This window comes from Variovorax sp. 22077 (assembly GCF_052044195.1).
In the GTDB taxonomy this organism is placed as follows: domain Bacteria; phylum Pseudomonadota; class Gammaproteobacteria; order Burkholderiales; family Burkholderiaceae_C; genus Variovorax; species Variovorax atrisoli.
In genome coordinates this window covers 293,494-318,266 of the sequence record NZ_JBQEQC010000007.1, presented here as the reverse complement: position 1 = coordinate 318,266, position 24,773 = coordinate 293,494, and the positions used below count along the sequence as shown (strand labels likewise).

The 24,773-nt window shown below is 66.6% G+C and carries 24 protein-coding genes; 11 read left to right on the top strand and 13 right to left on the bottom strand.

Going from position 1 to position 24,773, the window contains the following annotated elements; all coding sequences use genetic code 11:
• The first annotated feature begins 38 nt into the window (after positions 1-38).
• The 5 genes from truA to accD are packed head-to-tail and all read left to right on the top strand — an operon-like array spanning position 39 to position 4,617.
• Positions 39-851 (top strand): tRNA pseudouridine(38-40) synthase TruA, encoded by an 813-nt coding sequence (gene truA / locus ACTJLF_RS13290; protein ID WP_132752512.1) that lies wholly within the window; start codon positions 39-41, stop codon positions 849-851.
• Entirely contained in the window at positions 848-1,549 is a 702-nt protein-coding gene (locus ACTJLF_RS13285) for a phosphoribosylanthranilate isomerase (protein WP_184604172.1), read from the top strand. The genes truA and ACTJLF_RS13285 overlap by 4 nt, the downstream gene beginning before the upstream one ends.
• Before the next feature lie 48 nt (positions 1,550-1,597).
• A complete protein-coding gene (trpB, locus tag ACTJLF_RS13280) occupies positions 1,598-2,875 on the top strand; it encodes a tryptophan synthase subunit beta (RefSeq protein ID WP_019654095.1) in 1,278 nt (425 codons plus the stop codon).
• Positions 2,875-3,720 (top strand): tryptophan synthase subunit alpha, encoded by an 846-nt coding sequence (gene trpA / locus ACTJLF_RS13275; RefSeq protein WP_019654096.1) that lies wholly within the window; start codon positions 2,875-2,877, stop codon positions 3,718-3,720. The genes trpB and trpA overlap by 1 nt, the downstream gene beginning before the upstream one ends.
• Before the next feature lie 24 nt (positions 3,721-3,744).
• Positions 3,745-4,617 (top strand): acetyl-CoA carboxylase, carboxyltransferase subunit beta, encoded by an 873-nt coding sequence (gene accD, locus ACTJLF_RS13270; RefSeq protein ID WP_019654097.1) that lies wholly within the window; start codon positions 3,745-3,747, stop codon positions 4,615-4,617.
• A 67-nt stretch (positions 4,618-4,684) separates the two neighbouring features.
• On the opposite strand, the gene ACTJLF_RS13265 is transcribed toward accD, so the two are convergent.
• Positions 4,685-5,245 carry a YggT family protein gene (locus ACTJLF_RS13265; protein ID WP_019654098.1) on the bottom strand — a complete coding sequence of 187 codons (561 nt, stop codon included), beginning with the start codon at positions 5,243-5,245 and terminating at the stop codon, positions 4,685-4,687.
• Between the two features lie 49 nt (positions 5,246-5,294).
• On the opposite strand from ACTJLF_RS13265, the gene ACTJLF_RS13260 reads away from it, so the two are divergent.
• From ACTJLF_RS13260 to ACTJLF_RS13235, 6 genes are all read left to right on the top strand, one after another.
• Positions 5,295-5,939 (top strand): LON peptidase substrate-binding domain-containing protein, encoded by a 645-nt coding sequence (locus tag ACTJLF_RS13260; RefSeq protein WP_240649923.1) that lies wholly within the window; start codon positions 5,295-5,297, stop codon positions 5,937-5,939.
• A gap of 124 nt (positions 5,940-6,063) precedes the next feature.
• The gene (gene lysS / locus ACTJLF_RS13255) at positions 6,064-7,611 is read left to right on the top strand and encodes a lysine--tRNA ligase (protein ID WP_126182852.1); all 1,548 of its coding nucleotides are present in this window, start codon (positions 6,064-6,066) and stop codon (positions 7,609-7,611) included.
• A 2-nt stretch (positions 7,612-7,613) separates the two neighbouring features.
• A complete protein-coding gene (locus tag ACTJLF_RS13250) occupies positions 7,614-8,888 on the top strand; it encodes an Hsp70 family protein (protein ID WP_126182851.1) in 1,275 nt (424 codons plus the stop codon).
• A gap of 23 nt (positions 8,889-8,911) precedes the next feature.
• The gene (locus ACTJLF_RS13245; protein WP_440883234.1) at positions 8,912-9,445 is read left to right on the top strand and encodes a M48 metallopeptidase family protein; all 534 of its coding nucleotides are present in this window, start codon (positions 8,912-8,914) and stop codon (positions 9,443-9,445) included.
• A 72-nt stretch (positions 9,446-9,517) separates the two neighbouring features.
• Positions 9,518-10,144: a hypothetical protein gene (locus ACTJLF_RS13240; protein WP_051127570.1), complete on the top strand. Its 627-nt coding sequence runs from the start codon at positions 9,518-9,520 to the stop codon at positions 10,142-10,144.
• Between the two features lie 29 nt (positions 10,145-10,173).
• Positions 10,174-12,123, top strand: coding sequence for a glycosyltransferase (locus ACTJLF_RS13235; protein WP_440883233.1), 1,950 nt, complete (start codon positions 10,174-10,176; stop codon positions 12,121-12,123).
• A 9-nt stretch (positions 12,124-12,132) separates the two neighbouring features.
• On the opposite strand, the gene ACTJLF_RS13230 is transcribed toward ACTJLF_RS13235, so the two are convergent.
• From ACTJLF_RS13230 to ACTJLF_RS13175, 12 genes are all read right to left on the bottom strand, one after another.
• Positions 12,133-13,482, bottom strand: coding sequence for a galactosyl transferase GMA12/MNN10 family protein (locus tag ACTJLF_RS13230; RefSeq protein WP_440883232.1), 1,350 nt, complete (start codon positions 13,480-13,482; stop codon positions 12,133-12,135).
• Between the two features lie 4 nt (positions 13,483-13,486).
• A complete protein-coding gene (gene nagZ / locus ACTJLF_RS13225) occupies positions 13,487-14,581 on the bottom strand; it encodes a beta-N-acetylhexosaminidase (protein ID WP_132797166.1) in 1,095 nt (364 codons plus the stop codon).
• A gap of 2 nt (positions 14,582-14,583) precedes the next feature.
• Positions 14,584-14,976, bottom strand: a complete 393-nt coding sequence (gene acpS / locus ACTJLF_RS13220) for a holo-ACP synthase (RefSeq protein ID WP_126182847.1) — start codon at positions 14,974-14,976, stop codon at positions 14,584-14,586.
• 13 nt (positions 14,977-14,989) lie between these two features.
• On the bottom strand, positions 14,990-15,787 hold the full coding sequence (locus tag ACTJLF_RS13215; RefSeq protein WP_440883231.1) for a pyridoxine 5'-phosphate synthase: 798 nt from the start codon (positions 15,785-15,787) through the stop codon (positions 14,990-14,992).
• A complete protein-coding gene (gene recO / locus ACTJLF_RS13210) occupies positions 15,784-16,554 on the bottom strand; it encodes a DNA repair protein RecO (RefSeq protein WP_440883230.1) in 771 nt (256 codons plus the stop codon). Before recO ends, ACTJLF_RS13215 begins: the two co-directional genes overlap by 4 nt.
• 135 nt (positions 16,555-16,689) lie before the next feature.
• The gene (gene era, locus ACTJLF_RS13205) at positions 16,690-17,664 is read right to left on the bottom strand and encodes a GTPase Era (protein WP_019654110.1); all 975 of its coding nucleotides are present in this window, start codon (positions 17,662-17,664) and stop codon (positions 16,690-16,692) included.
• 8 nt (positions 17,665-17,672) lie between these two features.
• Positions 17,673-18,359 carry a ribonuclease III gene (rnc, locus tag ACTJLF_RS13200; RefSeq protein WP_019654111.1) on the bottom strand — a complete coding sequence of 229 codons (687 nt, stop codon included), beginning with the start codon at positions 18,357-18,359 and terminating at the stop codon, positions 17,673-17,675.
• A gap of 17 nt (positions 18,360-18,376) precedes the next feature.
• Positions 18,377-18,745 (bottom strand): DUF4845 domain-containing protein, encoded by a 369-nt coding sequence (locus tag ACTJLF_RS13195; protein ID WP_019654112.1) that lies wholly within the window; start codon positions 18,743-18,745, stop codon positions 18,377-18,379.
• 47 nt (positions 18,746-18,792) lie between these two features.
• Positions 18,793-19,758, bottom strand: a complete 966-nt coding sequence (gene lepB, locus ACTJLF_RS13190) for a signal peptidase I (RefSeq protein WP_019654113.1) — start codon at positions 19,756-19,758, stop codon at positions 18,793-18,795.
• A gap of 7 nt (positions 19,759-19,765) precedes the next feature.
• Entirely contained in the window at positions 19,766-21,577 is a 1,812-nt protein-coding gene (lepA, locus tag ACTJLF_RS13185) for a translation elongation factor 4 (RefSeq protein WP_019654114.1), read from the bottom strand.
• A gap of 522 nt (positions 21,578-22,099) precedes the next feature.
• Complete coding sequence (locus ACTJLF_RS13180) at positions 22,100-23,578, bottom strand: DegQ family serine endoprotease (protein ID WP_132752503.1); 1,479 nt, start codon at positions 23,576-23,578, stop codon at positions 22,100-22,102.
• 104 nt (positions 23,579-23,682) lie between these two features.
• Positions 23,683-24,765, bottom strand: coding sequence for a MucB/RseB C-terminal domain-containing protein (locus ACTJLF_RS13175; protein WP_019654116.1), 1,083 nt, complete (start codon positions 24,763-24,765; stop codon positions 23,683-23,685).
• Positions 24,766-24,773 lie beyond the last annotated feature (8 nt).

The window sequence follows — 24,773 nt, the reverse complement described above, 5'->3', positions numbered from 1 at the left end:
GCGAGCTCGCGGCTCGCTTTTCTCGGTCCCCTGAATTCGTGAGGCTGGCGCTCGGCATCCGGTACAACGGCCGAGCGTACGACGGCTGGCAGAGCCAGTCCTCCGGCCGCACGGTGCAGGACAAGCTAGAAGCCGCGCTCGCGCAGTTCGCTGCGCAGCCGATCAGGACCCTGTGCGCCGGCCGCACCGATGCCGGCGTGCATGCCCTGATGCAGGTGGTTCACTTCGACACCACCGCCATACGCGAACCCTTCTCCTGGGCGCGCGGTACCAATCGCTTCCTGCCAGACGACATCGCGGTGCAGTGGGCGCATCCGGTGCCTGATGAATTCCATTGCCGCGCCAGCGCCCTCGCCCGCCGGTATGTCTACGTGCTTTCGCAGTCCCCCGTGCGGCCCAGCCTGGACGCAGGCCGCGTCGGCTGGTCGATGCGGCCGCTCGACGGCGATGCGATGCGCGCCGCCGCGGCGCTGCTGATCGGCCAGCACGACTTCACTTCGTTCCGCGCCTCGGCCTGCCAGGCGCGCTCGCCGGTCAAGGACCTGCGGCGCATCGAGATCACCCGCGTCGGCGACGGCGAGCGCTGCCGCTGGCACTTCGAATTCGAGGCCGATGCGTTCCTGCACCACATGATCCGCAACCTGATGGGCTGCCTGCTGCGCGTCGGCCGGGGCGATGCGCCTCCAGAGTGGATCTCGCAGGTGCTCGCGGCACGCAGCCGCGACGCGGCGGCGCCCACCTTTTCCGCCGACGGCCTTTATTTCATGGGCCCGTTGTACGACGCCAAGTGGGGTCTGCCGGATGAAGCCACGCTGCAGGCCGGCGGGGCTCCGTATGATGGCCCGCCATGAGCGCGCCTGCCCTGCCCCGTACCCGCATCAAGATCTGCGGCCTGACACGTGAAGCCGACGTCGATGCGGCGGTGGAAGCCGGTGCTGACGCCGTCGGCTTCGTCCTGTATCCGAAGAGCCCGCGCGCCGTCACGGCGCAACGGGCTGCCGAACTGGCCTCGCGCCTGCCACCGTTCATCACGCCAGTCCTGCTGTTCGTGAACGAGGATGCTACCAAAGTCATAGCATCGCTCACCCAGGTGAAGGGCTCCATCGCGCAATTCCACGGCGAAGAGACCCCGCAGCAATGCGAAGAAGCCGCCGGCGGCGGGCGCTTCCGCTACATGCGCGCCGCCCGTATTCCGCTGGGGGATGCCGGGGCCGGCTTCGACCTCGTAAAATACGCGTCCGATTACTCCCACGCCCAGGCCATCCTGCTCGACGCGCATGTCGAAGGTTATGGCGGTGGCGGCAAGGCATTCGATTGGTCACTTCTTCCACCCGCCGTCGACGCTCACCTCGTCTTGAGTGGTGGGCTCACACCTGCAAACGTGGGCGATGGCCTTCGCATCCTGCGGACGCGCTGCAAGACGCTGTCCGTTGATGTGAGCTCGGGCGTCGAAATCGACGGTCCCGGGAACAAGGGCCTCAAGGACGCCGGAAAGATCCGGCAATTCGTCGCAGCAGTCAGGGCTGCCGACGCGTCCTTCTCCAGTTAGCCGCCGCAGCCGATCGTTCGTCGGGCTGCGGCCCACCGATCGAGAACCATGCAAAGCAACTACCAGCAACCCGACGCCACCGGCCACTTCGGCAACTACGGCGGCACCTTCGCGAGCGAGACGCTCACCCACGCGATCAACGAACTGCGCGATGCGTACGCGAAGTTCAAGGACGATCCGGCGTTCCTCGCGGAATTCCACTACGAGCTCAAGCACTTCGTCGGCCGTCCCTCGCCGATCTATCACGCGGCGCGCACCAGCCGCGAAATGGGCGGCGCGCAGATCTACCTGAAGCGCGAAGACCTGAACCACACCGGTGCCCACAAGATCAACAACGTGATCGGCCAGGCGATGCTCGCGCGGCGCATGGGCAAGCCCCGCGTCATCGCCGAGACCGGCGCCGGCCAGCACGGCGTGGCCACCGCCACGATCTGCGCGCGTTACGGCCTCGAGTGCGTGGTCTACATGGGCAGCCAGGACGTGAAGCGCCAGAGCCCCAACGTCTACCGCATGAACCTGCTCGGCGCCACCGTGGTGCCCGTCGAGTCGGGCAGCAAGACGCTGAAGGACGCACTCAACGAGGCGATGCGCGACTGGGTCACCAACGTGGAGAACACGTTCTACATCATCGGCACCGTCGCCGGCCCGCACCCCTATCCGACCATGGTGCGCGACTTCCAGAGCGTGATCGGCACCGAGTGCATCGAGCAGATGCCGGCCATGCTCGCGGCCGACGGCATCACCGGCGAGGCGGAGGGCAAGCAGCCCGACGTGGTGATCGCCTGCGTGGGCGGCGGCAGCAACGCGATGGGCATCTTCCACCCCTACATCCCGTTCACCGGCACGCGCCTGATCGGCGTCGAGGCCGCGGGCGAAGGGCTCGACAGCGGCAAGCACTCGGCCTCCATCCTGCGCGGCAGCCCCGGCGTGCTGCACGGCAACCGCACCTACCTGCTGCAGAACGAGGACGGCCAGATCACCGAGACCCACAGCATCAGCGCGGGCCTCGACTACCCCGGCGTGGGCCCCGAGCACGCGTACCTGGCCGACATCGGCCGCGCCGAGTACGTCGGCATCACCGACACCGAGGCGCTGGACGCCTTCCACTACCTGTGCCGCACGGAGGGCATCATCCCCGCGCTCGAATCCAGCCACGCGGTGGCCCATGCGCTGAAGCTCGCCAAGACCATGCGCCCCGACCAGTCGATCCTGGTGAACCTCTCGGGCCGCGGCGACAAGGACATCGGCACCGTCGCCGACCTGTCGGGCGTCGATTTCTACGACCGCCCCTCGATGCGCGGACTGAGCGTGAAGGGAGGCAAGTGATGAGCCGCATTGCAGCCACCTTCGAAGCCCTGAAGAAAGACGGCCGCCGCGCCCTCATCCCGTACGTGACAGCGGGCTTCCCCTTCGCCGACATCACGCCCGAGCTGATGCACGGCATGGTCGAGGCCGGCGCCGACGTGATCGAACTGGGCGTGCCTTTTTCCGACCCCATGGCTGACGGCCCCGTAATCCAGAAGGCCGGCGAAGCCGCGCTGGCGCTGGGCGTGGGCATGAAGCAGGTGCTCGCCATCGTCGCGGCCTTCCGCAAGACCGACACGACCACGCCAGTGGTGCTGATGGGCTACGCCAACCCGGTCGAGCGCTACGACCTGGTGCACGGCAAGAAGTCCTTCATCCGCGACGCGGCCGCAGCCGGCGTCGACGGGCTGCTGGTGGTCGACTACCCGCCCGAGGAATGCGAGGCCTTCGCCGCCGAGCTGAAGGCCGCCGGCATCGACCTGATCTTCCTGCTGGCACCCACCAGCACCGACGAGCGCATGGCGCAGGTCGCGCGCATCGCGAGCGGCTACGTCTACTACGTGTCGCTCAAGGGCGTGACCGGCGCCGGCCACCTCGACACCGAGGCCGTCGGCCGCATGATCCCGCGCATCCGCGAACACGTGAGCATCCCGGTGGGCGTGGGCTTCGGCATCCGCGACGCGCGCACGGCGCAGGCCATCGGCTCGGCCGCCGACGCGGTCGTGATCGGCACGAAGATCATTCAACTCATCGAGGACCAGCCCCGCGACAAGGTCGTGCCGGCGGTGCGCGAATTCCTCGCGGGCATCCGCGAGGCGCTCGACGCCCTGCCTGCCGCGACGGCCAAGAACGCGGCTGGTCGATAATCACCGCCAACACAAGGAGCCCCCATGAGCTGGCTTGAAAAACTGCTACCCGCCAAGATCGCCCAAACCGACCCGTCCGAGCGCCGCCAGGTGCCCGAGGGCCTGTGGATCAAGTGCCCCGCCTGCGAGACCGTTCTGTACAAGACTGACCTCGAGCACAACCAGAACGTCTGCCCCAGCTGCAGCCATCACCACCGCATTGGCGCCCGCGCGCGGCTCGACGCGTTCCTCGACGCCGAGGGCCGCTACGAAGTCGGCCAGGAAGTGCTGCCGGTCGACGCGCTGAAGTTCAAGGACAGCCGCAAGTACCCCGAGCGCCTGAAGGAAGCCCTGGAAAACACCGGCGAGACCGACGCCCTGGTCGTCATGGGCGGCTCGGTGCACAGCATCAGCGTGGTCGTGGCCTGCTTCGAGTTCGAGTTCATGGGCGGCTCCATGGGCAGCGTGGTCGGCGAGCGCTTCGTGCGCGGCGTCGAGACCGCCATCGAGCAGAAGGTGCCGTTCATCTGCTTCACCGCCACCGGCGGCGCGCGCATGCAGGAAGGCCTGCTCTCGCTGATGCAGATGGCCAAGACCAATGCCGCGCTCACGCGCCTGGCGAAGAAGGGCCTGCCCTACATCAGCGTGCTGACCGACCCGACGATGGGCGGCGTGTCGGCAGGCTTCGCCTTCGTGGGCGACGTGGTGATCGCCGAGCCCAAGGCGCTGATCGGCTTCGCCGGCCCGCGCGTGATCGAATCGACCGTGCGCGTGACGCTGCCCGAAGGCTTCCAGCGCGCCGAGTTCCTGCAGACCAAGGGCGCCATCGACTTCATCAGCGACCGCCGCGAACTGCGCAAGACCATCGCCAACACGCTCGCGATGCTGCTGCGCCAGCCGGCCGATGCGGTGAGCTGACCGAAAGGCGATCGAAAAACAAAAGGGCCCGGGTGCGATGCATCCGGGCCCTTTTGTATTCAGGAGCTCAGAACGTCAGCTGATAAGCGAAGACCAGCAGGTTACCCAGCACGATCGCGATCACCTGCAGCACCACGATGGCAGCCAGCGGAGAAAGGTCGACTCCGCCGATCAGCGGGATGAAGCGGCGGAAGGGCCGCACGAGCGGATCGGCCAGGCGGGAGATCAGGTCGAGCAGCATGGGCGAGGCTCCCGGAATCCACGACAGCACCGCATAGACCACCAGCAGCGCCGTCAGGCCCGAGACGGCCAGCTGCATCAGCCCCACCAGCGACACCAGCGGCAGGGTCGCGATGCGCCCGAGGCTGCCCGCCAGCAGCCACAGCAGCAGGAACTTCAGCATCACCAGCAGCCATGCCGCGATCAGGCTGGCGAGGTCCCAGCGCTTCACCGAAGGCACGATGCGCCGCAGCGGCAGCACGATCCAGTCGGTGATCGCGAACACGAAGCGCCCGAGAGGGTTGCCGAAGGGCACGCGGTGGTATTGCATGTACAGGCGCAGCAGGCAGGCGCCGCCGAGCAGACCGACGATCACGTCGAGAAGGAACGAGGGAATCTGGTAGAGCATGAGACGCGGCCGTGAGGGGAATGCGATGATAGCCATGCAAGGCTCATCGATGACGACACAACCCCTTTTGCATTCACTGCCATTGTTTCCGCTCGGAACGGTGCTCTTTCCCGGCGGCCTTCTTCCATTGCGCATCTTCGAGGTCCGCTACCTCGACATGATCGGCAAGTGCCGCAAGGCCGACGCGCCCTTCGGCGTGGTGAGCCTCACCAGCGGCAGCGAGGTGCGCAAGGCCGGCGCCGATGCCGAGAGCTTCGCCGCCATCGGCACGCTGGCCATGATCCGCGAGTTCGAGTCGCCGCAAAGCGGCCTGCTGCAGATCGAATGCGTCGGCACGCAGCGCTTTCGCGTCCGCAGCAACGAGCTGCAGAAGCATGGCCTCTGGGTCGCCGAGGTCGAGGCGGTGAACGACGACGTCGCGCTGGAGATTCCCGACGACCTGCGGCACACCTCCACCGCGCTGCAGCGCCTGGTCGGCACCCTCGAGGAGCGCAAGCGCGCCCAGGGCGGGGCGGTGCGGCTGCCGATCGCCGAGCCCTACCGCTTCGACGATTGCGGCTGGGTGGCCAACAGATGGTGCGAGCTGGTGCCGATGCAGCTCGAGCTGCGGCAACGGCTGATGGAGCTCGACAGCCCGCTGATGCGGCTGGAGCTGGTCAGCGATCTGCTGGCACGCACCGGTATCACTGAATAGGTCGCTCCAATTTTCATAGCGCATGGCGCAGGATTGACGGGCGCTCTGGGCAGGTTTTATTCAAACCCGATCGGCTAAAATGCCGGGCCCGCGCACGCTCCCGGTTGCGCGCCATCCGCCTCCCATGTCCGATCAAAAGAACCCCTCGCCTCCTCCCGCTCCCGCCGACGAAAACCAGCTCATCGCAGAACGCCGCGAAAAGCTCGCGCAGCTGCGCGCGGCGCAGGCCGAGGGCAAGGGCGTTGCATTCCCGAACGACTTCAAGCCGGGCCATCGCGCCGCGGCGCTCGTGGAGGCCCATGGCGCCACCGACGGCGAGGCCCTCGAGGCGCAGGCCGTTTCGGTGAGCGTAGCCGGCCGGATGATGCTCAAGCGCGTGATGGGCAAGGCCAGCTTCGCCACGCTGCAGGACGCCACCGAGCGCATCCAGCTCTACGTGACGCGCGATGCCGTCGGAGAAGACGTGTACGCGGACTTCAAGCGCTGGGACCTCGGCGACATCGTCGGTGCCGAAGGCACGCTCATGAAGACCAAGACGGGCGAGCTCTCGGTCAAGGTCACGAAGCTGCGCCTGCTCACCAAGAGCCTGCGGCCGCTGCCCGACAAGTTCCACGGCATGGCCGACCAGGAGCAGAAGTACCGCCAGCGCTACGTCGACCTGATCACCGACGAATCCGCCCGCAAGCGTTTCACCGCGCGCAGCAAGGCGGTGAGCGCCCTGCGCGAGTTCATGGTGTCCAACGACTTCCTCGAGGTCGAGACGCCCATGCTCCACCCCATCCCCGGCGGCGCAAACGCCAAGCCGTTCAAGACGCACCACAACGCGCTCGACCAGGAGATGTTCCTGCGCATCGCGCCCGAGCTGTACCTCAAGCGCCTGATCGTCGGCGGCTTCGAGCGCGTGTTCGAGATCAACCGGAGCTACCGCAACGAGGGCATCTCGGTGCGGCACAACCCCGAGTTCACGATGATGGAGTTCTACGCGGCCTACTGGAACTACCGCGACCTGATGGACTTCACCGAGACGCTGATCCGCACCATCGCCGACAAGGCCGTGGGCACGCAGCAGCTCACCTACCAGGGCAAGCCGGTCGACCTGACACAGCCCTTCCAGCGCCTGACGATCCGCGAGGCGATCCTCAAGTACACCGAGGCCGAAGGCGTGGCGCAGGGCGTCGACGACAGCGCCTGGCTCATCGCCGCGCTGCGCAAGCTCGGCATGAACGAGGAGAAGGACAAGCTCTCGCAGCGCAGCCTCGCCAGCCTGCAGGTGCTGTTCTTCGAGGAAACCGTCGAAGAGAAGCTCTGGCAGCCGACCTTCATCATGGAGCACCCGACCGAGATCTCGCCGCTGGCGCGCGCCAACGACGAGCGCCCCGAGGTCACGGAACGCTTCGAGCTGTACATCACCGGCCGCGAGTTCGGCAACGGCTTCAGCGAACTGAACGACGCCGAGGACCAGGCCGCGCGCTTCAATGCGCAGGTGGCCGCCAAGGACAGCGGCGACGACGAGGCCATGTACTACGACCACGACTTCGTGCGCGCCCTCGAATACGGCATGCCGCCCACCGGCGGCTGCGGCATCGGCATCGACCGGCTCATGATGCTGCTGACCGATTCGCCGAGCATCCGCGACGTGATCCTGTTCCCGGCGCTTCGCAGGGAATCCTGATCGTGAAGGCACCGTCGTCGTTGCCGACGATCGGCATCGACTTCGGCACCTCCAACTCCGCTGTCGCCTGCCGGGTCGGCACGCAAGCACGTCTGCTGCCCATCGAGGGCGCGGCCACCACACTGCCCACCGCGATCTTCTTCAACGCCGAAGACCGCACCACCCACTTCGGCCGCGACGCCATCGGCCAGTACCTCTCGGGCACCGAGGGGCGGCTGATGCGCTCGCTCAAGAGCCTGCTCGGCAGCGCGCTGATGCAGGAGAAGACGGCGATCTACGACGGCCTCGTGAGCTTCGAGGACATCATCGCCCGCTTCCTGCGCGAGCTGGCGGTGCGCGCCGGCCGCGAGCTCGGCCAGATGCCGGAGCGCGTAGTGATTGGACGCCCGGTGCATTTCGTGGACGACGACCCCAAGCGCGACGAGCGCGCCGAGGAAAGCCTGCGTATCGCGGCACGCGCGGCCGGCTTCAGGGAAATCTCGTTCCAGCTCGAACCCATCGCGGCCGCCTTCGACTACGAACAGCGGATCAGCAAGGAATCCGTCGTGCTCATCGTCGACATCGGCGGCGGCACCTCCGACTTCACCGTCGTGCGCGTAGGGCCCGAGCGCGCCGCGCTCGAAGACCGCAGCGATGACGTGCTGGCCACCAGCGGCGTGCACATCGGCGGTACCGACTTCGACCAGCGGCTGAACCTCGAGCGCGTGATGCCGCAGTTCGGATTCCGCCATCACGGACCGCAGGGGCGCGAGGTGCCGAGCAAGGTGTTCTTCGAGCTGTCGTCCTGGCACCTGATCAACTGGCTCTACGCCGCCAAGGCGCTTCGCCAGGCAAAGGATCTGCGCACCAGCTACGCCGACACGCGCCTGCACGACCGGCTGATGACCGTGCTCGAGGAACGGCACGGCCACCGCATCGCGAGCGCCGTGGAAGCGGCCAAGATCGAGGTGTCGCTGAGCGATGCCGCGACCGCCATCGACCTGGATTGCGCCGAGCGTGGTCTCGCCGCCTCGCTCACGCCCGACGACATGGCGCAGCAGCTGGCCGCGCCGCTGGAAAGCGTGATCGCCTGCGCGCACGCCTGCGTCAAGCGCGCGGGCCTGCGCAGCAACGACCTCGACGCGATCTACCTCACCGGCGGTTCGTCGGCGCTGCGGCCCTTCCAGAACGCCCTGCGCAGGAGCTTCGCGGGCGTGAACCTGGTCGAGGGCGACCTCTTCGGCGGCGTCGCCACCGGCCTGGCCTGCGCAGCCAGCACGCAGCGCCGGACGGCCTGAACCCGGTCATTCAAGGTCATTGCATGAAGTACCTGGCGGGCTACCCGGCACCCCTGCTGGAGCAGGTCCGCCAGCTGATGGCCCGGGAGAAGCTGGGCGCCCTCCTCGGCCAGCGCTATCCGGAGGGTGTGCATGACATCCAGACCGACCGCGCGCTCTACGCCTACGTGAACGAGCTCAAGGGCGAGTTCATGCGCAAGGCCGAGCCGCTGTCGAAGGTGATGTTCGACAACAAGCTGCACGTGATCCGCAACGCCCTGGGCACCCACACCACCGTGTCGCGCGTGCAGGGCGGCAAGCTCAAGGCCAAGCGGGAAATCCGGGTGGCGAGCCTGTTCAAGGAAGTGCCGCTGGCGCTACTTCGGATGATTGTTGTGCACGAGTTGGCACATATGAAGGAACGTGAGCACGACAAGGCCTTCTATGCGCTGTGCAGGCACATGGAGCCGGACTATCATCGCCTCGAGTTCGATCTCCGGCTGTATCTGGAGCACCTGGGCATGGGGGGACAGCGCTTGTGGGCGAATGCAGCGGCTGGCTCTGCACCTGGCGAGTGATGGCTTCGCGCGGCGGGTGATCCTGTATTCCCCCGGCTTCCGCCGAAGCGCCAATCCAACGCAGCCAGGTTCATGTCACATCCCCAACAACGATTCTTCGTCGCCGGCGTGAAGCAGTTCCTGCCGTCCTACTTCACCGGGCGGTCGGTCATCGAGATCGGCAGCCTCAATCTGAACGGCTCGGTCCGCGAGTTCTTCCAGGAGTGCAGCTACCTCGGCCTCGACGTCGGGGAAGGCCAGGACGTCGACCTCGTCTGCCATGGTGAAGACTACGGCGGTGCCGCGAACGGCACGGACGTCGTCATATCGTGCGAGGCAATGGAGCACAACCCCCAGTGGAAGAAGACCTGGCTCAACATGCTGCGTCTGGTGAAGGACGACGGCCTGGTCGTCATGACCTGCGCGACTCCTGGCCGGCGCCAGCATGGCACGGTGGAGTTCAACCCCTTCGACTCGCCGCTGACCATCGGCCAGAGCCAGAACCACTATCGCAATCTCGCGGCCTCCGATTTCACCGACCTGCTGCAGCACGACGCATGGTTCTCGGTCTGGGGGTTCTTCGAGGACCGCAGCAGCCACGACCTGTACTTCTTCGGCGTGGGCAAGGAAGCCGCTGAAGAAACGCGTGCACAGGCACTGCAGCTGCATTCGGCGCTGAAAGACCACTACCACAAGGTCAACGTGCTGGGCCACTACTGAATCGACCAGGCATCGCCCCTGTCACCGCCATGACGACACTGCCCCGGCTCAACTTCACTTCGCTCTCGTCGCACGAGACCTGCGGCGACATCGTCGAAGCCTTCAGGCTGGCAGCGGAACGTCTCGGCTACCCCACGCGCTTCACCCACTGCTACATCGAGCCGGGTGAGATCAACATCCTGTTCTTCTTCTGGGATGTGCCGTGGGAACACATCGAGCAGCACCATCCCGACTGCATCGTCGTCAACTTCGAGCCGATGGTGCACGGCACGCACGCGTGGAACGACCGCTACCTCGAGGTGCTCAAGCGCTGCTATCTCTGGGAGTACAGCAAGACGAACTTCCAGCGGCACCGCCAGCTCGGCTACCGGAACGCGGACTATGTCGCGCTCGGCTGGGAGCGCGACGCCGCGGAGATCCTGCCGCCGGAAGACATCCTCCCCGACGAGCAGCAGGACATCGACGTCGTCTTCTTCGGCTCGCTGACGCGCCGGCGCATCGACATCCTCGAGGGGCTGATGGCGCGCGGCCTGCGGGTCGAGGTGAACCGGGGTCGTGCGTGGACACTGGAAGAGCGCAACGGCTTCATGCGCCGCGCGAAGATCGTGCTCAACCTCCACAACTGGGAGGAGTCGCGCATCGTCGAGGTGCCGCGGCTGTCGATCCTGCTGCGGCACCGCAAGGCGGTGGTCTGCGAGCTGTACCCCGACAGCGAGATCGAGGCGTCGATCCGCAAGGCGGTGGTCGGCGCTCCCTACGAGAAGCTCATCGAGACGATCGAGCAGCTTCTTGCCGATGCGCCCCGCCGCGCTAGGCTCGAACGCGAAGGCCTGGCGATCTTCACCAGCGCATTCGCAGCCCCGCTGGTCGGACCGGCCATCGAGCGGTTCCTGAGCTGGCGCGCCCAGCAGCCCGACCGCTTCGTCGTGCCTGCAACGCCGCCGCGCATCACTCTCTGCCTGACGGCCGGCGATTCGCTCGAAGACCTGGAGCAGAGCCTTCGCGCATGGGTGGCACAGACCGCGGTGGAGCTTCACCTGGTGCTGGTCGCCCAGGCAGGCATCGCCGGCCTCGAAGCCATGCTGGCGCGAACTGGCATCGCGAGTTCGCATCTGTTTTCCCTGCCCTTCGCGTTCGATCGCGCCACCGCACGCAACCTTGCATTGGCGCACGCCCAGGGCGAGTACATCGTCTTCGCCGATGTCGGCGACGTCCCTGCGCCGCAGCGCCTGCAGCGCCAGGCCGCACTGCTCCAGGCCTGTGCCGATGTCGACATCGTCGGCTGCTGGTGCGAGACGCACGAGGGCCCGTTCGAGTTCTCCGAGCGGCACCAGGACATCCTGGTGGAGTTCTTCGGCCCGCGCCCGCTGATGCTGTCGGCCTGCATGGTTCGCCGCGCCTTCATGGAGCGCAGCGGCGTGCGCCACGACCCGGAATTCACGGCGCACGACGACTTCCACATGCTGTGCAAGAGCGCAGTTGCCAGCGCACGCTTCGCGGTGATCCCCGAGCTTCTCCACAAGCCGGCCACGCCGGCCGCGCCCGTGGATGCGGCCCGCGCGGCAGCGCTGGCCTCGCGGGCGCGCGCGCTGGTGCTGGGCTACCTGCTGCCCGGATCGAGCGTCGAGCATGTGCACGAGATCGCCAGGCTGTACGACCTGTACTGGCCGCCGGTGCTCGACTTCGCGCAGAAGCTGCTGCTGATCCTGGCGCGCGCAAGCTTCAGGCCGGCCGCTGCGCCGGAGCTGCAGCTGGTCGAGCACGAGACGCTGACGCGCGCGCTGCGGCACGAGGCCCTGCGGCTGCTCCAGATCTTCTTCAATGCGGGTCTGGCGGACAAGGAATGGCTGGAACGCCAGTTCGAGGTGCCCGAGATCGCGCAGTTCCTCGCGCCCGCGTCCAGCCAGCTGCCGGTGCGGGTCTTCAGGCTGGAGCCTGCAGTACCAGCCGCTGCCGAGCCGCAGCCCGCAAACGGCTAGCCGGCCCGATCAGCGCAGGCGCTGAGAAAGCGCGTCCATCGAGGCCATGTAGGCGGAACGATAAGGCTCATCGAGATTGATGAAGTGCACCAGCAGGGTTTCGTCCGAAGCCAGGTGCGGCGGCGTGTTGATGCTGAGGTTGTCGACGATGCTGCGTTCGTTCACCAGACCCGCCCCCGCCAGCACTTCGTTCGTGTAGTACTGGTCGCCCTGGCTGCTGTAGACCGCCGACTTGTCGTCGACCTCGCCGATGCGCTGCCAGATGCGCGCGAGCAGCTCGGCGTTGCCGGGCGTGTTCAGGAATCCCATCACGCCCGAGTTGAACGACCAGCCGCCCACGTCCTTCGCGAGCAGCAGTTCGCGCCCTTCGAGCAGAGCGTCGATCCGGCGGCCCTGGTTGAGGAAGAGCACGTCGGCGTCGATCCAGATCACCCACCTGTGATGCGCGATGTGCTGCTGCAGCAGCCAGCTGCGCACCCAGGACCCACCGATGCCGGTATCGACCGCTTGCGGTATCGCGCGGTACACGTGGTAGGCGTAGCCGTGCCTGTCGCAGTAGCGCTTCACGTTGTGCTCGGACACCCGCGCGTAGCTGCCGACGTGGTGCGTGTAGAGCGTGACGAAGGCGATGTCGGCATCGGCGTTGTAGCTCGACACCGGCTCCTCCGACAGCGCCGGATAGGCAGCGGGCTGCAGCACGGGCTGGCCATGGAAGAGTGCGTTGTTGACCTGCGCCGCCAGCATGTCCTGCAGGTTCTGGTCGTGCAGCAGCGCCTCGCGCCACACGCCTTCGGGCGCCGCGATCGACAGCGGCCCGAGGTGGACCACGAAGATCCGCGCCAGGAACCATTGCGGAATGCGCCACGACACGTTGACGTAGATGTCGCCGACCATCGCATTGCAGCCCAGCAGGCCTGCCGGCCGCAGCCGCGCGGCCTCGTCGACGCTGCTGTCCACCAGCGCGACGACGTTGCCTGCATCGTCCATCAGCCCGAGCAGCATCGCGCGGCTGGCTGGCGTGTTGCGCAGCACCATCATGTTGGTCATGGCCGGCCCGGGCCGGTCGCCGATGGGAGGCGCCTCGACGACCAACGCATCCCGCCCCTGCATCAGCGTTTCGATGGCAATCGGGTGGAACACCATCGAGTCGCCGTCGAGGAACAGCAGCCAGTCGTTCTCGGGCAGCGCGCGCAGGTGGCGCAGGATCTGGCCGTACCTGGCGCTGTCGCGCAATGCCGGGTGGCGGATGCGATCAGCCTCGACCCACTGGTGCGGATAGCCGAACAACCGGCAATAGTGCGCATGGTTGCGCAACACGGCCTCGTCCTTGCGCGGGAAGAAACTGAGGCACAGCGGCATGGGCCTACTCCGTCAGGCCATCGCGCGAGAGGATGCGCCTGGCGCTGCGGTACTGCGCCGAGCCCGCGAGCGCCGTCCACGATGGAGCCGACGTGTCGGGAAGCAAGGAGCGCCGGCGCGCTTCGCTGTCGGGATTGCCCGACCAGCGGCCTGCATCCCGGGCTGCAGCGAAGCCCTCCAGCAAGCCGTCGAGCGGCACGCCGTCGCCGATGCTCTGGTTGCACAGCAGCGCCATGTCGCACCCGGCCTCCAGTGCAGCCAGTGCGGCGTCGGCAAAGCTGAGCAGCTCGCCGTCGATGTAGCGGCCGGCCTCCATGCTCAGGTCGTCGCTGAAGACCGCACCCTCGAAGCCGATCCGCTGCCGCAGGGTCTCCTTCAGCCACTTCGCCGAAAACCCTGCCGGCCGCCTGTCGACCTTCGGATAGATCACATGCGCCGGCATCACGGCCGCGAGCGAGCCCGACAGCCAGTCGTAGGGTTTCGCATCGTCTGCCAGGATGGCCTTGAGGCTGCGCTTGTCCACCGGGATCTCGACGTGCGAGTCGGCGTGCACGAAGCCATGCCCCGGAAAGTGCTTGCCGCAGTTGCGCATGCCCATCTGCAGCATGCCGTGCATCACGCTCTTGGCCAGCAGCGCGACCACGCGCGGGTCGCGGTGGAAGCTGCGGTTGCCGATGACGCTGCTGCCGCCATAGTCGAGGTCGAGCACCGGTGCGAAGCTGAAGTCGACGCCGCAGGCGCGCAGCTCGCCCGCCAGCACCTGCCCGAGGGCCGTGGCTGCCTGGGTGGCGCGCAGGGCGTCGCGCAGCCAGAGTTCGCCGAGCGCGCGCATCGACGGCAGGTCGGTGAAGCCGTCGGTGCGGAAGCGCTGCACGCGACCGCCCTCGTGGTCGACGCAGATCAGCAGGTCGGGCCGGATCGACTTGATCTCGGCATTGAGCGCGGTCATCTGCGCGCGGTCCTGCCAGTTGCGGGCGAAATGGATCACGCCGCCGACGAGCGGGTCGGCGAGGCGACGACGGTCAGCGTCGGTGAGTGCCGTGCCGGCAACATCGATGATCAGCGGCGCGTGGGGGCGGTCAGCGAGCCCGGCGGTCATGTCTATATCTTCTCCACCACCACGAAGCTCGCGGCGTATTCGGTTTCGTCGGTCACGGTCACGTGGGCCGTGAGGCCCTGTGCCTCGAACCACTCCTTCAGCGCGCCGTGCAGCACGATGACCGGCTTGCCGCTGCGCAGGTTGGCGATCTCGCACAAGCGCCAGCTCATGGGCATGCGCATGCCCAGCCCGATGGCCTTGCTGAAGGCCTCCTTGGCTGAAAAGCGGGTGGCGAGGTAGCTCAGGCCGCGCTTGGGCCAGCGTGCGCTGCGGGCCTGCCAGACCTTGAATTCGGCGTCGCTCAGCACCTTGCGGGCGAAGCGCTCGCCCTGGCGCTCGAAGGTCGCGGCGATGCGGCGCAGGTCGCAGATGTCGGTGCCAATGCCGTAGATCATGCGGCGCCGGCGCTCATTGTTGTTGCTGCTGCTGTTGCTGCCGGGCCTCGCGGATGCAGCGCAGGTAGTCGCGCGTGGCGGCCGTGTAGCCGAGCTCGAGCGCGTCGGCGACGAAGGCGTGGCCGATGGAAACCTCCTGCACGCCGGGCACGGCGCGCAGGAAGGCCGTGAGGTTGTCCCGGCTCAGGTCATGCCCGGCATTGACGCCGAGGCCCGCCGCGAGGGCGGCGCGCGCCGACTCTGCATAGCGCGTGAGCACGGCCCGTTCGTTCGGCGTGCCGCGCGAGGCTGCGTAGCCTTCGGTGTAGAGCTCGACACGGTCGGCGCCCACGGCCTTGGCCGCGGCCATCATCTCGGGAATCGGGTCCATGAACAGGCTGACGCGCACCCCGAGCGCCTTGGCTTCGGCGATCAGCGGACGCAGGCGCTCGGCGTCTTCGGGGAAGGTCCAGCCGTGGTCGCTGGTCGACTGGGTTTCGCTGTCGGGCACGAACGTGGCCTGGTGCGGCTTGAGGGTGCGCACGAAGTCCATCAGGTTGTGGAAAGGATTGCCCTCGATGTTGAACTCGATGCCCGGCCAGTCCTTTGCGAGCAGCGCGGAAAGATCGCTCACGTCGTGCGCCCGGATGTGGCGGGCGTCGGGCCGCGGATGCACCGTGATGCCGTGCGCGCCGGCGGCCAGGCAGGCCTGCGCGGCCTTCACCACGCTCGGAATGCCCAGGTGGCGCGTGTTGCGCACCAGGGCGACCTTGTTGAGGTTGACGGACAGCGAGGTGGCGGCGCTGGCGCCGGCTTGGCCCGGAGTGCTCATAGTGCTTGCAGGTCTCTCATCATTTGCCGCGTACGCAGCGTGGACACGCCGCAATGGTAGTTGAGCAGCGCGCGCAACTGGTTGCGCAGGGCACTGTTGCTGCCGGCGTTCATGGTGGCAATTTCACGCAAGGTGGCGGTAAATGGCGCACGGTCGTCCAGCACGGCCTGCAGGGCCTGCCAGTCGGCACCGGCCAGCGCGGCCTCGTCGTCGCCGGCCTCGCGCAGCCCGGCCTCGGGAACGAGGCTGTAGCGCAGCCCGCCGGCGAGCGGCTCCAGCGTCAGGGTCTGGACGTCGAGCGACGGCAGCAGGCCGACCTCGCGCAGCAGCAGCAGCTCGAAAGCACGCAGCGCCGCCGCCTGGGCCGCGGCCTGCGCGCCGCCGTGTTCGCTCGCCAGCACCTGAACGACGCCGGCGTATGCATCGAACAGCGCCTCGTGGGCGTCGTCGCGCGCCAGCAGGCGCAGCAGCAGCTCGTTGACGTAGTAGCCCGACAACAGCGCCTCGCCGGTCGGCATCACGTGCCCGCCCATCCATTCGGCGCCCTTGAGCGTGCGGATCTCGGCGTCTCCCCCGTAGTTGAGCTGCAGCGGCTGCAGCGGCAGCAGCACCGGACGGAAGTTGGAGTTCGGCCGCTTCGCCCCCTTGGCCACGAGCGCGATGCGCCCGTGGTGGCGGGTGAACACTTCGAGGATCAGGCTCGACTCGCTCCAGTCGTAGCGATGGAGGACGTAAGCCGGCTCGTGCGAAACGCGTTGGGTGGCCATGTCAGTGAGCAATCGAGCATCGAGGCTTGATGAGGCCGGCAAATGCCGCGGAACCGGCTTTGCCGGGCCGCTGGCGTTGCCCCCTGCAAGGGGGCCGGCGGCCATGCGAAGCGAGCAAGCCCGGGGATCTGCCTGTTATTCGTAGCCGAACGAGCGGACGCGGGCCTCGTCGTCGGCCCAGCCCGAGCGCACCTTGACCCACAGCTCGAGGAACACCTTGGCGTCGGCCAGCTTCTCGAGCTCGACGCGGGTCTCCATGCCGATGCGCTTGATGCGCTCGCCCTTGTCGCCGATCACCATGGCCTTGTGGCCGTCGCGCTCGACCACGATGGTGGCGGCGATGCGCAGCAGGCGCTTCTGGCCCTTCTTCTGGGGCGGCTCCTCGTCGAACTTGTCGATGACGACGGTGGAGGTGTAGGGCAGCTCGTCGCCTGTCAGGCGGAACAGCTTCTCGCGCACCAGCTCGCCGGCGAGGAACTTCTCGCTGCGGTCGGTCAGCTCGTCCTCATCGTAGAACCAGGGCTGCTCGGGCAGGTATTTCTCGCAGATGCCGAACAGGCGCTCGACGTCCTTCGGATTCTTGGCGGACATCGGCACGAATTCGGCGAACTCGTGCTTCTCCTGCATGCTCTTGAGCCAGGGAGCGATGTCGCCCCGGCGGTGCACGTTGTCGAGCTTGTTGGCCACCAGCACCGTCGGAATGCCCTTGCCGAGCAGCTTCAGCACGCGCTCGTCGGCCTGCGTGAAGCTGCCGGCCTCGACCACGAACAGGATGAGATCCACGTCGCCGACCGCGCCCTGCACGGTCTTGTTGAGCGACTTGTTCAGCGCATTCGCGTGCAGGGTCTGGAAGCCCGGCGTGTCGACGAACACGAACTGCGTGGCGCCCAGCGTGCGCATGCCGGTGATGCGGTGGCGCGTGGTCTGCGCCTTGCGCGAGGTGATGCTGATCTTCTGGCCGACGAGGGCGTTGAGCAGCGTCGACTTGCCCACGTTGGGCTTGCCGACGATGGCGATCAGGCCGCAGTGCTGCGGGCCTTGGGGACCAGCGGCACCCTCGCCGCCTTCGGCGTCTTCGGGTTCCGCTGCGGGATTGATTGCGTCGTTCATTCTGGATTTCACGCGCCGCCGCGTGCCTTGAGCCGGATCAACATGGCCGCCGCGGCAGCCTGCTCGCCGGCGCGGCGCGAGCCGCCGATGCCGCGTTCGCGAAGGCCCAGTTCGGGCACCTCGCACTCGACATCGAAAGTCTGCTTGTGCGCTGCGCCCAGTGTGGCGGCCACGCGGTACACCGGCAGCTTCATTTTGTGACCCTGCAGCCATTCCTGCAATTCGGTCTTCGGGTCCTTGGCCGCCGCCTCCATGCGCGGATTGATCTCGACCGACTCGTAGAGCCGGTGAACCAGCGCCTGGGCGGCGGCGAAGCCGGCGTCGAGGTAGACCGCGCCGATCAGCGCCTCCAGCGCGTCGGCCAGGATCGACGGCCGATTCGGCCCGCCCGACCGGGCCTCGCCCTCGCCGAGCCGCAGCAGCGGCGACAGCGCCAGGCCTACCGCCAGGCGGTGCAGGGTGTCCTGCTTGACGAGATTGGCCCGCACACGCGAGAGGTCGCCCTCGGGCAGCGCCGACAGGCGCTGGTAGAGCAGGTGCGAGACCGCCAGGTTCAGCACCGAGTCGCCCAGGAATTCGAGGCGCTCGTTGTGGTCGGCCGAGAAGCTGCGGTGCGTGAGCGCGAGCTGCAGCAGCCGCGGATCGGAGAAGGTGTGCTGCAGGCGCGCCTGCAACGCGGCCAGGCTGCCATCCACCTTTTTGGGTGCCGTGTTCAGCGGGTTTCGCCCTTGTACTTGAGCGTGAGGTAGGCCGGGCCGAAGAGCGGGATCTCGCGCTCGTACGAGTACGAAACCACCACCTTGTCACCGACCTTCTTGATGTCGAGGTCCTTGCCGCTGACCGACTTGAAGTCGTCGATGGCCTGGGCGCGATCGAAGATGGCGCGCACCTCGGGCACCGTCGTGCCTTCCTTGGCCTTGTTGGCGGCCTTGTCGATGGCCTGCCACTCGATCAGCGTCGGGATGACCTGGGCGATCACCACGCCCAGGCAGCCGAGCACGGCCGCGACGAACACCAAGCCGATGAACGAAATGCCGCGCTGCCGCGCGGCGCTGCTGCGAACGGACCGATGTGCTCTCATGCCCTCATACCCCTCGAACGGTGCTTGCAGTTGATTGGAATGCTTTTTTATTGAAACGGACCGATGCGTCCCAGGTCACCGAAGTTCATCCAGACGAAGAAGGCCCTGCCCACGATGTTCTTGTCCGGCACGAAGCCCCAGAAACGCGAATCGGCCGAATTATCGCGGTTGTCGCCCATCATGAAATAGTTGCCTGGGGGCACCTTGCAGACCACGCCTTCGACCGAATAGCGGCAGTTCTCGCGGAACGGGAAGTCGCTGGCGCCGGGCACGAACGCCGGGGAGGCGTCGTCGTTGAGGATCTTGTGCTGCTTGCCGCCCAGGTTCTCGTCGAACTGCTTGAGCAGGCGCATCGATTCGCCGTCCAGGTAGTCGGCGGCGGCCACCTTGGAGACCGGCTGGCCGTTGATCGTGAGCTTCTTGTTCAGGTAGGCCACTTCGTCGCCGGGAATGCCGACCACGCGCTTGATGTAGTCCATGCTCGGCTTGGGCGGGTAGCGGAACACCACCACGTCGCCGCGCGCCAGCGGCGTGCCTTCGGTGATCTTGGTGTTGATGACCGGCAGGCGCAGGCCGTAGGTGAACTTGTTGACCAGGATCAGGTCGCCGGTCAGCAGCGTGGGCATCATCGAGCCCGACGGGATCTTGAAAGGCTCGTAGAGGAACGAGCGCAGCAGGAACACCACCAGGATCACCGGGAACAGGCCGGCGGTCCAGTCGAGCCACCAGGGCTGCATCAGCAGCCGCTCGCTCGCCTTGGCATCCACCGTGTCGACCTGGTTGATGCCCTGCCCCGCCAGACGCGCGTTGCGCTCGGCCAGCGAGGCCTCGAGCCTGGCGGCGGCCTGCTCGCGCCGCGGCAGGAAGTAGAAGCGCTCGGCCAGCCAGTAGAGGCCGGTGACCACCGTCGCCAGGAACAGCAGCAAGGCGAAATTGCCCTCGATCACGTTGAAGTACCAGGCGCCGACATAGCCGGCGAAGGCCGCGAGGACCAGGGAGGTGATGAATGCCATTTTTCGATCAGTCTTCGACTTGCAGGATCGCGAGGAAGGCCTCTTGCGGGACCTCGACAGAGCCGATCTGCTTCATTCTTTTCTTGCCCGCCTTCTGCTTCTCGAGCAGCTTCTTCTTGCGGGTGATGTCGCCGCCGTAGCACTTCGCCAGGACGTTCTTGCGAAGGGCCTTGATTGTCTCACGCGCAATGATGTTGGCCCCGATGGCCGCCTGGATCGCGACGTCGTACATCTGGCGCGAGATGATCTCGCGCATCTTCGCGACCACCGCCCGGCCGCGGAACTGCGACTGGCTGCGGTGCACGATGATCGACAGCGCGTCGACCTTGTCGCCGTTGAGCAGGATGTCGACCTTCACCACGTCGGAAGCGCGGTACTCCTTGAACTCGTAGTCCATCGAGGCGTAGCCGCGGCTCACCGATTTGAGCTTGTCGAAGAAGTCGAGCACGATCTCGCCGAGCGGCATCTCGTAGGTCAGCATGACCTGGCGGCCGTGGTAGGCCATGTTGATCTGCACGCCGCGCTTCTGGTTGGCCAGCGTCATCACCGGGCCGACGTAGTCCTGCGGCATGTACAGATGCACGGTGACGATCGGCTCGCGGATCTCGGCCATTCGGCCGATGTCGGGCATCTTGGACGGGTTCTCGACCATGATGACCTCGCCGTCGTTCTTGAGCACCTGGTAGACCACGCTCGGCGCGGTCGTGATCAGGTCCTGGTCGAACTCGCGCTCCAGGCGCTCCTGCACGATCTCCATGTGCAGCAGGCCCAGGAAGCCGCAGCGGAAGCCGAAGCCCAGCGCCTGGCTGACCTCGGGCTCGTAGTGCAGCGAGGCGTCGTTGAGCTTGAGCTTCTCGAGCGCATCGCGCAGCGAGTCGTACTCGCTGGCCTCGGTCGGGTAGAGCCCGGCAAACACCTGCGGCTGGATTTCCTTGAAGCCCGGCAGCGGCTCGGTGGCGGTGAAGGCCGCACCGCCGGTGCCGCCCTTGATCAGCGTGACGGTGTCGCCGACCTTGGCTGCCTGCAATTCCTTGATGCCCGCGATGATGTAGCCCACCTCGCCGGCCTCGAGCGCTTCGCGCGGCTCGTTGGCGGGCGTGAAGACGCCGAGGTTGTCGGCGTTGTAGCTCGCGCCTGTCGCCATCATCTTGATGCGGTCGCCCTTGGCGAGGCGGCCGTCGACCACGCGCACCAGCATCACGACGCCGACGTAGGCGTCGAACCAGCTGTCGATGATCATCGCGCGCAGTGCGCCCTCCGGATTGCCGCGCGGCGGCGGCACCTTGGCGACGATCGCTTCCAGGATCTCGTCGATGCCCATGCCGGTCTTGGCAGAGCACGGGATCGCGTCGCTCGCATCGATGCCGATCACGTCCTCGATCTCCGCCTTCGCGGTCTCGGGGTCGGCCTGCGGCAGGTCCATCTTGTTGAGCACCGGCACCACCTCGACGCCGAGGTCGAGCGCGGTATAGCAGTTGGCCACCGTCTGCGCCTCGACGCCCTGCGAAGCATCGACGACGAGCAGTGCGCCTTCGCACGCCGAGAGCGAGCGGCTCACTTCATACGAGAAGTCGACGTGGCCCGGCGTGTCGATCAGATTGAGGTTGTAGACCTTGCCGTCGAGCGCCTTGTAGTGCAGCGCAGCCGTCTGCGCCTTGATGGTTATCCCACGCTCCTTTTCGATGTCCATCGAGTCAAGGACCTGCGCTTCCATGTCGCGCTCGGCGAGGCCGCCGCAACGTTGGATCAAACGGTCTGCGAGCGTCGACTTGCCATGGTCGATGTGCGCAATGATCGAAAAATTTCTGATGTGATTCATCAACGGGAACGCTTAAGTACTTGAATTGGCTCGTACGCAGAGTGCTACAGGCAAGAAAAAAGGGCGCGTCTTCTGGAGACGCGCCCTGAACCAACAAGCAATGGCAACTGCAGTAGTTGGAGCTTCATTGTAGGCAAAAAGGGAAGCGCGTACATCCGGGAACGGGGTCCAAAAGGGTCGTTGCAGGTCCACAACATCAAAGATACGAACAGGTTATCCACAGGATCGGTGAAGCAGTTACTGAACAACTTGTGGGCGATCTGTGGAGCACCGGTGGACTGCCATCTGACATCTCGCATGGTGGAGGTCAGGGCATTCCTTATGCGCCGACCAGCCGCCGAGAGCGTCCTATTCTACCGAAATCCGTCCTTAGCCCTTTTGAAAGTTAGTGAATACCAACTAAAAATGAAGTTTTCAGCCGCCGAGATTTTTTTGGAGGCCGGCGCCGGAACGTCGTAAACACCTCAAAAAAACGGCCCCAAACCCGACTGGCGGGTGGGGCCACTTGACGCGAGACCCGGATCAGCGTGCCTGACGGATCAGCGCGTACTGCGCCCAGTCGCCGCGGCGGAACAGCACGCTCAGCGGCTTGCTCTTGTCGGACTTGCCAAGCGCCGACTCGAATTCGCGTGCATTCGACACCTCGACATTGCCGACCGCCATGATGATGTCGCCCTCGCGCAGACCTGCGCGAGCCGCGGCGTCGTTGGCGGCATCGACCCTCACGCCGCCCTTGAGCTTCAGCTCCTTCTTCTGCGCATCGGTGAGATCGCTCACGGCCAGGCCCAACGACTTGGCGGCGGCCGACGCCGGCGGCTTCTGCGCGGGCTCCTCGCGGTCGCTCGCGCGCTTGCTGGGCTTGTCGGGCTCGACCTCGGCAATGGTCACGCTGAGATCGCGCGAGGCACCGCGGCGGAACACGGTGAGCGTGCTCTTCGTGCCCGGCTTGGTGTTGCCCACCAGGCGAGGCAGGTCGCTCGGCTTCTCGATCGCCTTGCCGTCGAACTTGGTGATGACGTCGCCCGGCTCCACGCCGGCCTTCTCGCCGGGCGAACCCGCCTCGACGCCGCGCACCAGCGCACCCTGCGGCTTGCCCAGGCCGATGGCTTCGGCCACGTCCTTGGTGACCTGGTCGATCTGCACGCCGATGCGGCCACGCGAAACGCGGCCTGTGGTGCGCAGCTGGTCGCTCACGCGGATCGCCTCGTCGATCGGGATCGAGAACGAGATGCCCATGAAGCCGCCCGAGCGCGAGTAGATCTGGCTGTTGATGCCCACCACCTCGCCACGCATGTTGATCAGCGGGCCGCCCGAGTTGCCGGGGTTGATGGCCACGTCGGTCTGGATGAACGGCAGGTACTCGCCCGTGTCGCGCTGCTTGGCACTCACGATGCCTGCGGTGACGGTGTTCTCGAGTCCGAAGGGCGAGCCGATGGCCATGACCCACTCGCCCACGCGCAGCTTGGAGATGTCGCCGACCTTCACCGCCGGCAGGCCGGTCGCCTCGATCTTCACGACGGCGACGTCGGTGCGCTTGTCGGCCCCGACGATCTTGGCCTTGAACTCCCGCTTGTCGGGCAGCGTGACCAGCACCTCAGAGGCGTCCTCGACGACGTGCGCGTTGGTCATCACGTAGCCGTCGGGGGTCAGGATGAAGCCGGAGCCCACACCACGCGGGCGCTCTTCCTCCTGCGGCTGCGGACGGTTCTGACGCGGCCCCTGGCGCGGCACGCCGGGCAGCGGCTGGCCGAAGAAGCGGCGGAAGAACTCCTGCATTTCCTCGTCCATCTCGCCGTTGCCGCCACGCTGCACCACCTTCTCCACCGTGCGGATGTTGACGACGGACGGACCGACCTGGTCGACCAGGTCGGTGAAATCGGGCAGCGTGCGCGTCTGCGCGTGAACCGGCTCGACGGGAAGGAAGGTGGCGCTGGCAGTCAACGCGAGCGCGCAAGCCATCAGGCCGGAACGAAACTTGTGTCCCTCGACTTTGAAGATCATCGGCTTTCTTTCAAAAGAACAGAGCGGCGAAAAAAGTCTATGAGTCTGCGTCGCAAGCTTGGTTCAGCGCAATTGGCCGCAATTGGCGCTTCCAAGGCTGGTCCTCAGCGCGTGCGCGCGAGGCTTTGCGCGAATGCGTTGAGCGTCTGCTGAGGCACCTCGCCGACCGCGGTCAGCCACCAGTCGCTCGCAGGCTCGGGCAGGCGGCGGCGGATCGCATTGGTCGCACCGATGGTCAGCACGCCATCGCGCGGCGAGCGCGCCGGATCGTAGCGTTCGATGAAGAGCGACACGGAGGCCAGGCCGTCAGAGAAGATCCACTGGACAGTGGCCGCGTCCTGCTGCTTCGCCTTGCCGCTGCCGTCGTCTCCCGCGACCGGACGGCGGAAGAAGCTTCGGGGCTTGAAGCCGGCCACGGGCGTGCGAAGGGTCCAGCCTTCGTCCTGCGCATTGCTGCGCTCGAGCTCGAGCTTCTCGACGCGGTAGCCGGCGGTGTTGGACATCATCTGCGCGAGCGCCTGGGCCTTCACCGGCGCGTCGAGCTGAAGCTCCGAGAAGGCCGACTGCTCCACCACGCGCGATTCGCTGTCGACGGTCTGCAGCTTCACGACGAGCCCCGAGCGGCGCTCGCTCCAGATGCGATAGCCGAAGCGCAGCCCGTCGTGCGGCACGAGCTGAACCACGTCGGCATCGAAGCCTGCAACGCGGTCCTTGCCGATCGCGCGCACGTCGTAGAACTCGCCGATCGAGGAATCGGGCTTGTCCGGCAGGTTCGGGAAGAGATCGAGGTTCTCGCGCTTCTCGACCTTCACCACCTTCGCCTCCGGCAGGAAGGTCATCACGTTGCGATTGCGCCGGAAGGTCGAACGCGGTGGCCCCGTCAGCGCTTCGATGCGCTCGATCTGGTGTTCGCCGTCGCGCACGTGCCAGATGCGCGCGCTCGACAGATCGCCACCCGGCGCCGACACGACGAAGGTGCCCACGTAGTTGCGCTGGCGGGCGCCGGCATGCATGCGCTGCAGCCACTCGGTCACGCTCATCGCCGGTGGTTCGTCCGTCTGCGCCGTCGCCGCACTCTTCGCGTTAGCGGCACCCGAGCGGGTCTGCGCGGTGGCTGCCTGCGCCAGGCAGAAAGCGGCAAAGACAAGCACGAAGGCGCGCGCGGAGAACGGCATCGAAACGGTCATTAGGGGCA

Excerpts from the sequence above, each read along its gene's own strand:
- trpA (WP_019654096.1), top strand. The coding sequence starts at position 2,875 with ATGAGCCGCATTGCAGCCACCTTCGAAGCCCTGAAGAAAGACGGCCGC.
- ACTJLF_RS13265 (WP_019654098.1), bottom strand. The coding sequence starts at position 5,245 with ATGCTCTACCAGATTCCCTCGTTCCTTCTCGACGTGATCGTCGGTCTG.
- acpS (WP_126182847.1), bottom strand. The coding sequence starts at position 14,976 with ATGATCTACGGCATTGGCACCGACATCTGCGACCTGCGCCGCATCGCC.
- era (WP_019654110.1), bottom strand. The coding sequence starts at position 17,664 with ATGAACGACGCAATCAATCCCGCAGCGGAACCCGAAGACGCCGAAGGC.
- ACTJLF_RS13245 (WP_440883234.1), top strand. The coding sequence starts at position 8,912 with ATGAAGTACCTGGCGGGCTACCCGGCACCCCTGCTGGAGCAGGTCCGC.
- lysS (WP_126182852.1), top strand. The coding sequence starts at position 6,064 with ATGTCCGATCAAAAGAACCCCTCGCCTCCTCCCGCTCCCGCCGACGAA.
- ACTJLF_RS13195 (WP_019654112.1), bottom strand. The coding sequence starts at position 18,745 with ATGAGAGCACATCGGTCCGTTCGCAGCAGCGCCGCGCGGCAGCGCGGC.
- nagZ (WP_132797166.1), bottom strand. The coding sequence starts at position 14,581 with ATGACCGCCGGGCTCGCTGACCGCCCCCACGCGCCGCTGATCATCGAT.
- lepB (WP_019654113.1), bottom strand. The coding sequence starts at position 19,758 with ATGGCATTCATCACCTCCCTGGTCCTCGCGGCCTTCGCCGGCTATGTC.
- ACTJLF_RS13260 (WP_240649923.1), top strand. The coding sequence starts at position 5,295 with ATGACGACACAACCCCTTTTGCATTCACTGCCATTGTTTCCGCTCGGA.
- trpB (WP_019654095.1), top strand. The coding sequence starts at position 1,598 with ATGCAAAGCAACTACCAGCAACCCGACGCCACCGGCCACTTCGGCAAC.
- lepA (WP_019654114.1), bottom strand. The coding sequence starts at position 21,577 with ATGAATCACATCAGAAATTTTTCGATCATTGCGCACATCGACCATGGC.
- ACTJLF_RS13235 (WP_440883233.1), top strand. The coding sequence starts at position 10,174 with ATGACGACACTGCCCCGGCTCAACTTCACTTCGCTCTCGTCGCACGAG.
- ACTJLF_RS13215 (WP_440883231.1), bottom strand. The coding sequence starts at position 15,787 with ATGAGCACTCCGGGCCAAGCCGGCGCCAGCGCCGCCACCTCGCTGTCC.
- ACTJLF_RS13230 (WP_440883232.1), bottom strand. The coding sequence starts at position 13,482 with ATGCCGCTGTGCCTCAGTTTCTTCCCGCGCAAGGACGAGGCCGTGTTG.
- ACTJLF_RS13175 (WP_019654116.1), bottom strand. The coding sequence starts at position 24,765 with ATGACCGTTTCGATGCCGTTCTCCGCGCGCGCCTTCGTGCTTGTCTTT.
- ACTJLF_RS13240 (WP_051127570.1), top strand. The coding sequence starts at position 9,518 with ATGTCACATCCCCAACAACGATTCTTCGTCGCCGGCGTGAAGCAGTTC.
- recO (WP_440883230.1), bottom strand. The coding sequence starts at position 16,554 with ATGGCCACCCAACGCGTTTCGCACGAGCCGGCTTACGTCCTCCATCGC.
- ACTJLF_RS13180 (WP_132752503.1), bottom strand. The coding sequence starts at position 23,578 with ATGATCTTCAAAGTCGAGGGACACAAGTTTCGTTCCGGCCTGATGGCT.
- ACTJLF_RS13285 (WP_184604172.1), top strand. The coding sequence starts at position 848 with ATGAGCGCGCCTGCCCTGCCCCGTACCCGCATCAAGATCTGCGGCCTG.
- accD (WP_019654097.1), top strand. The coding sequence starts at position 3,745 with ATGAGCTGGCTTGAAAAACTGCTACCCGCCAAGATCGCCCAAACCGAC.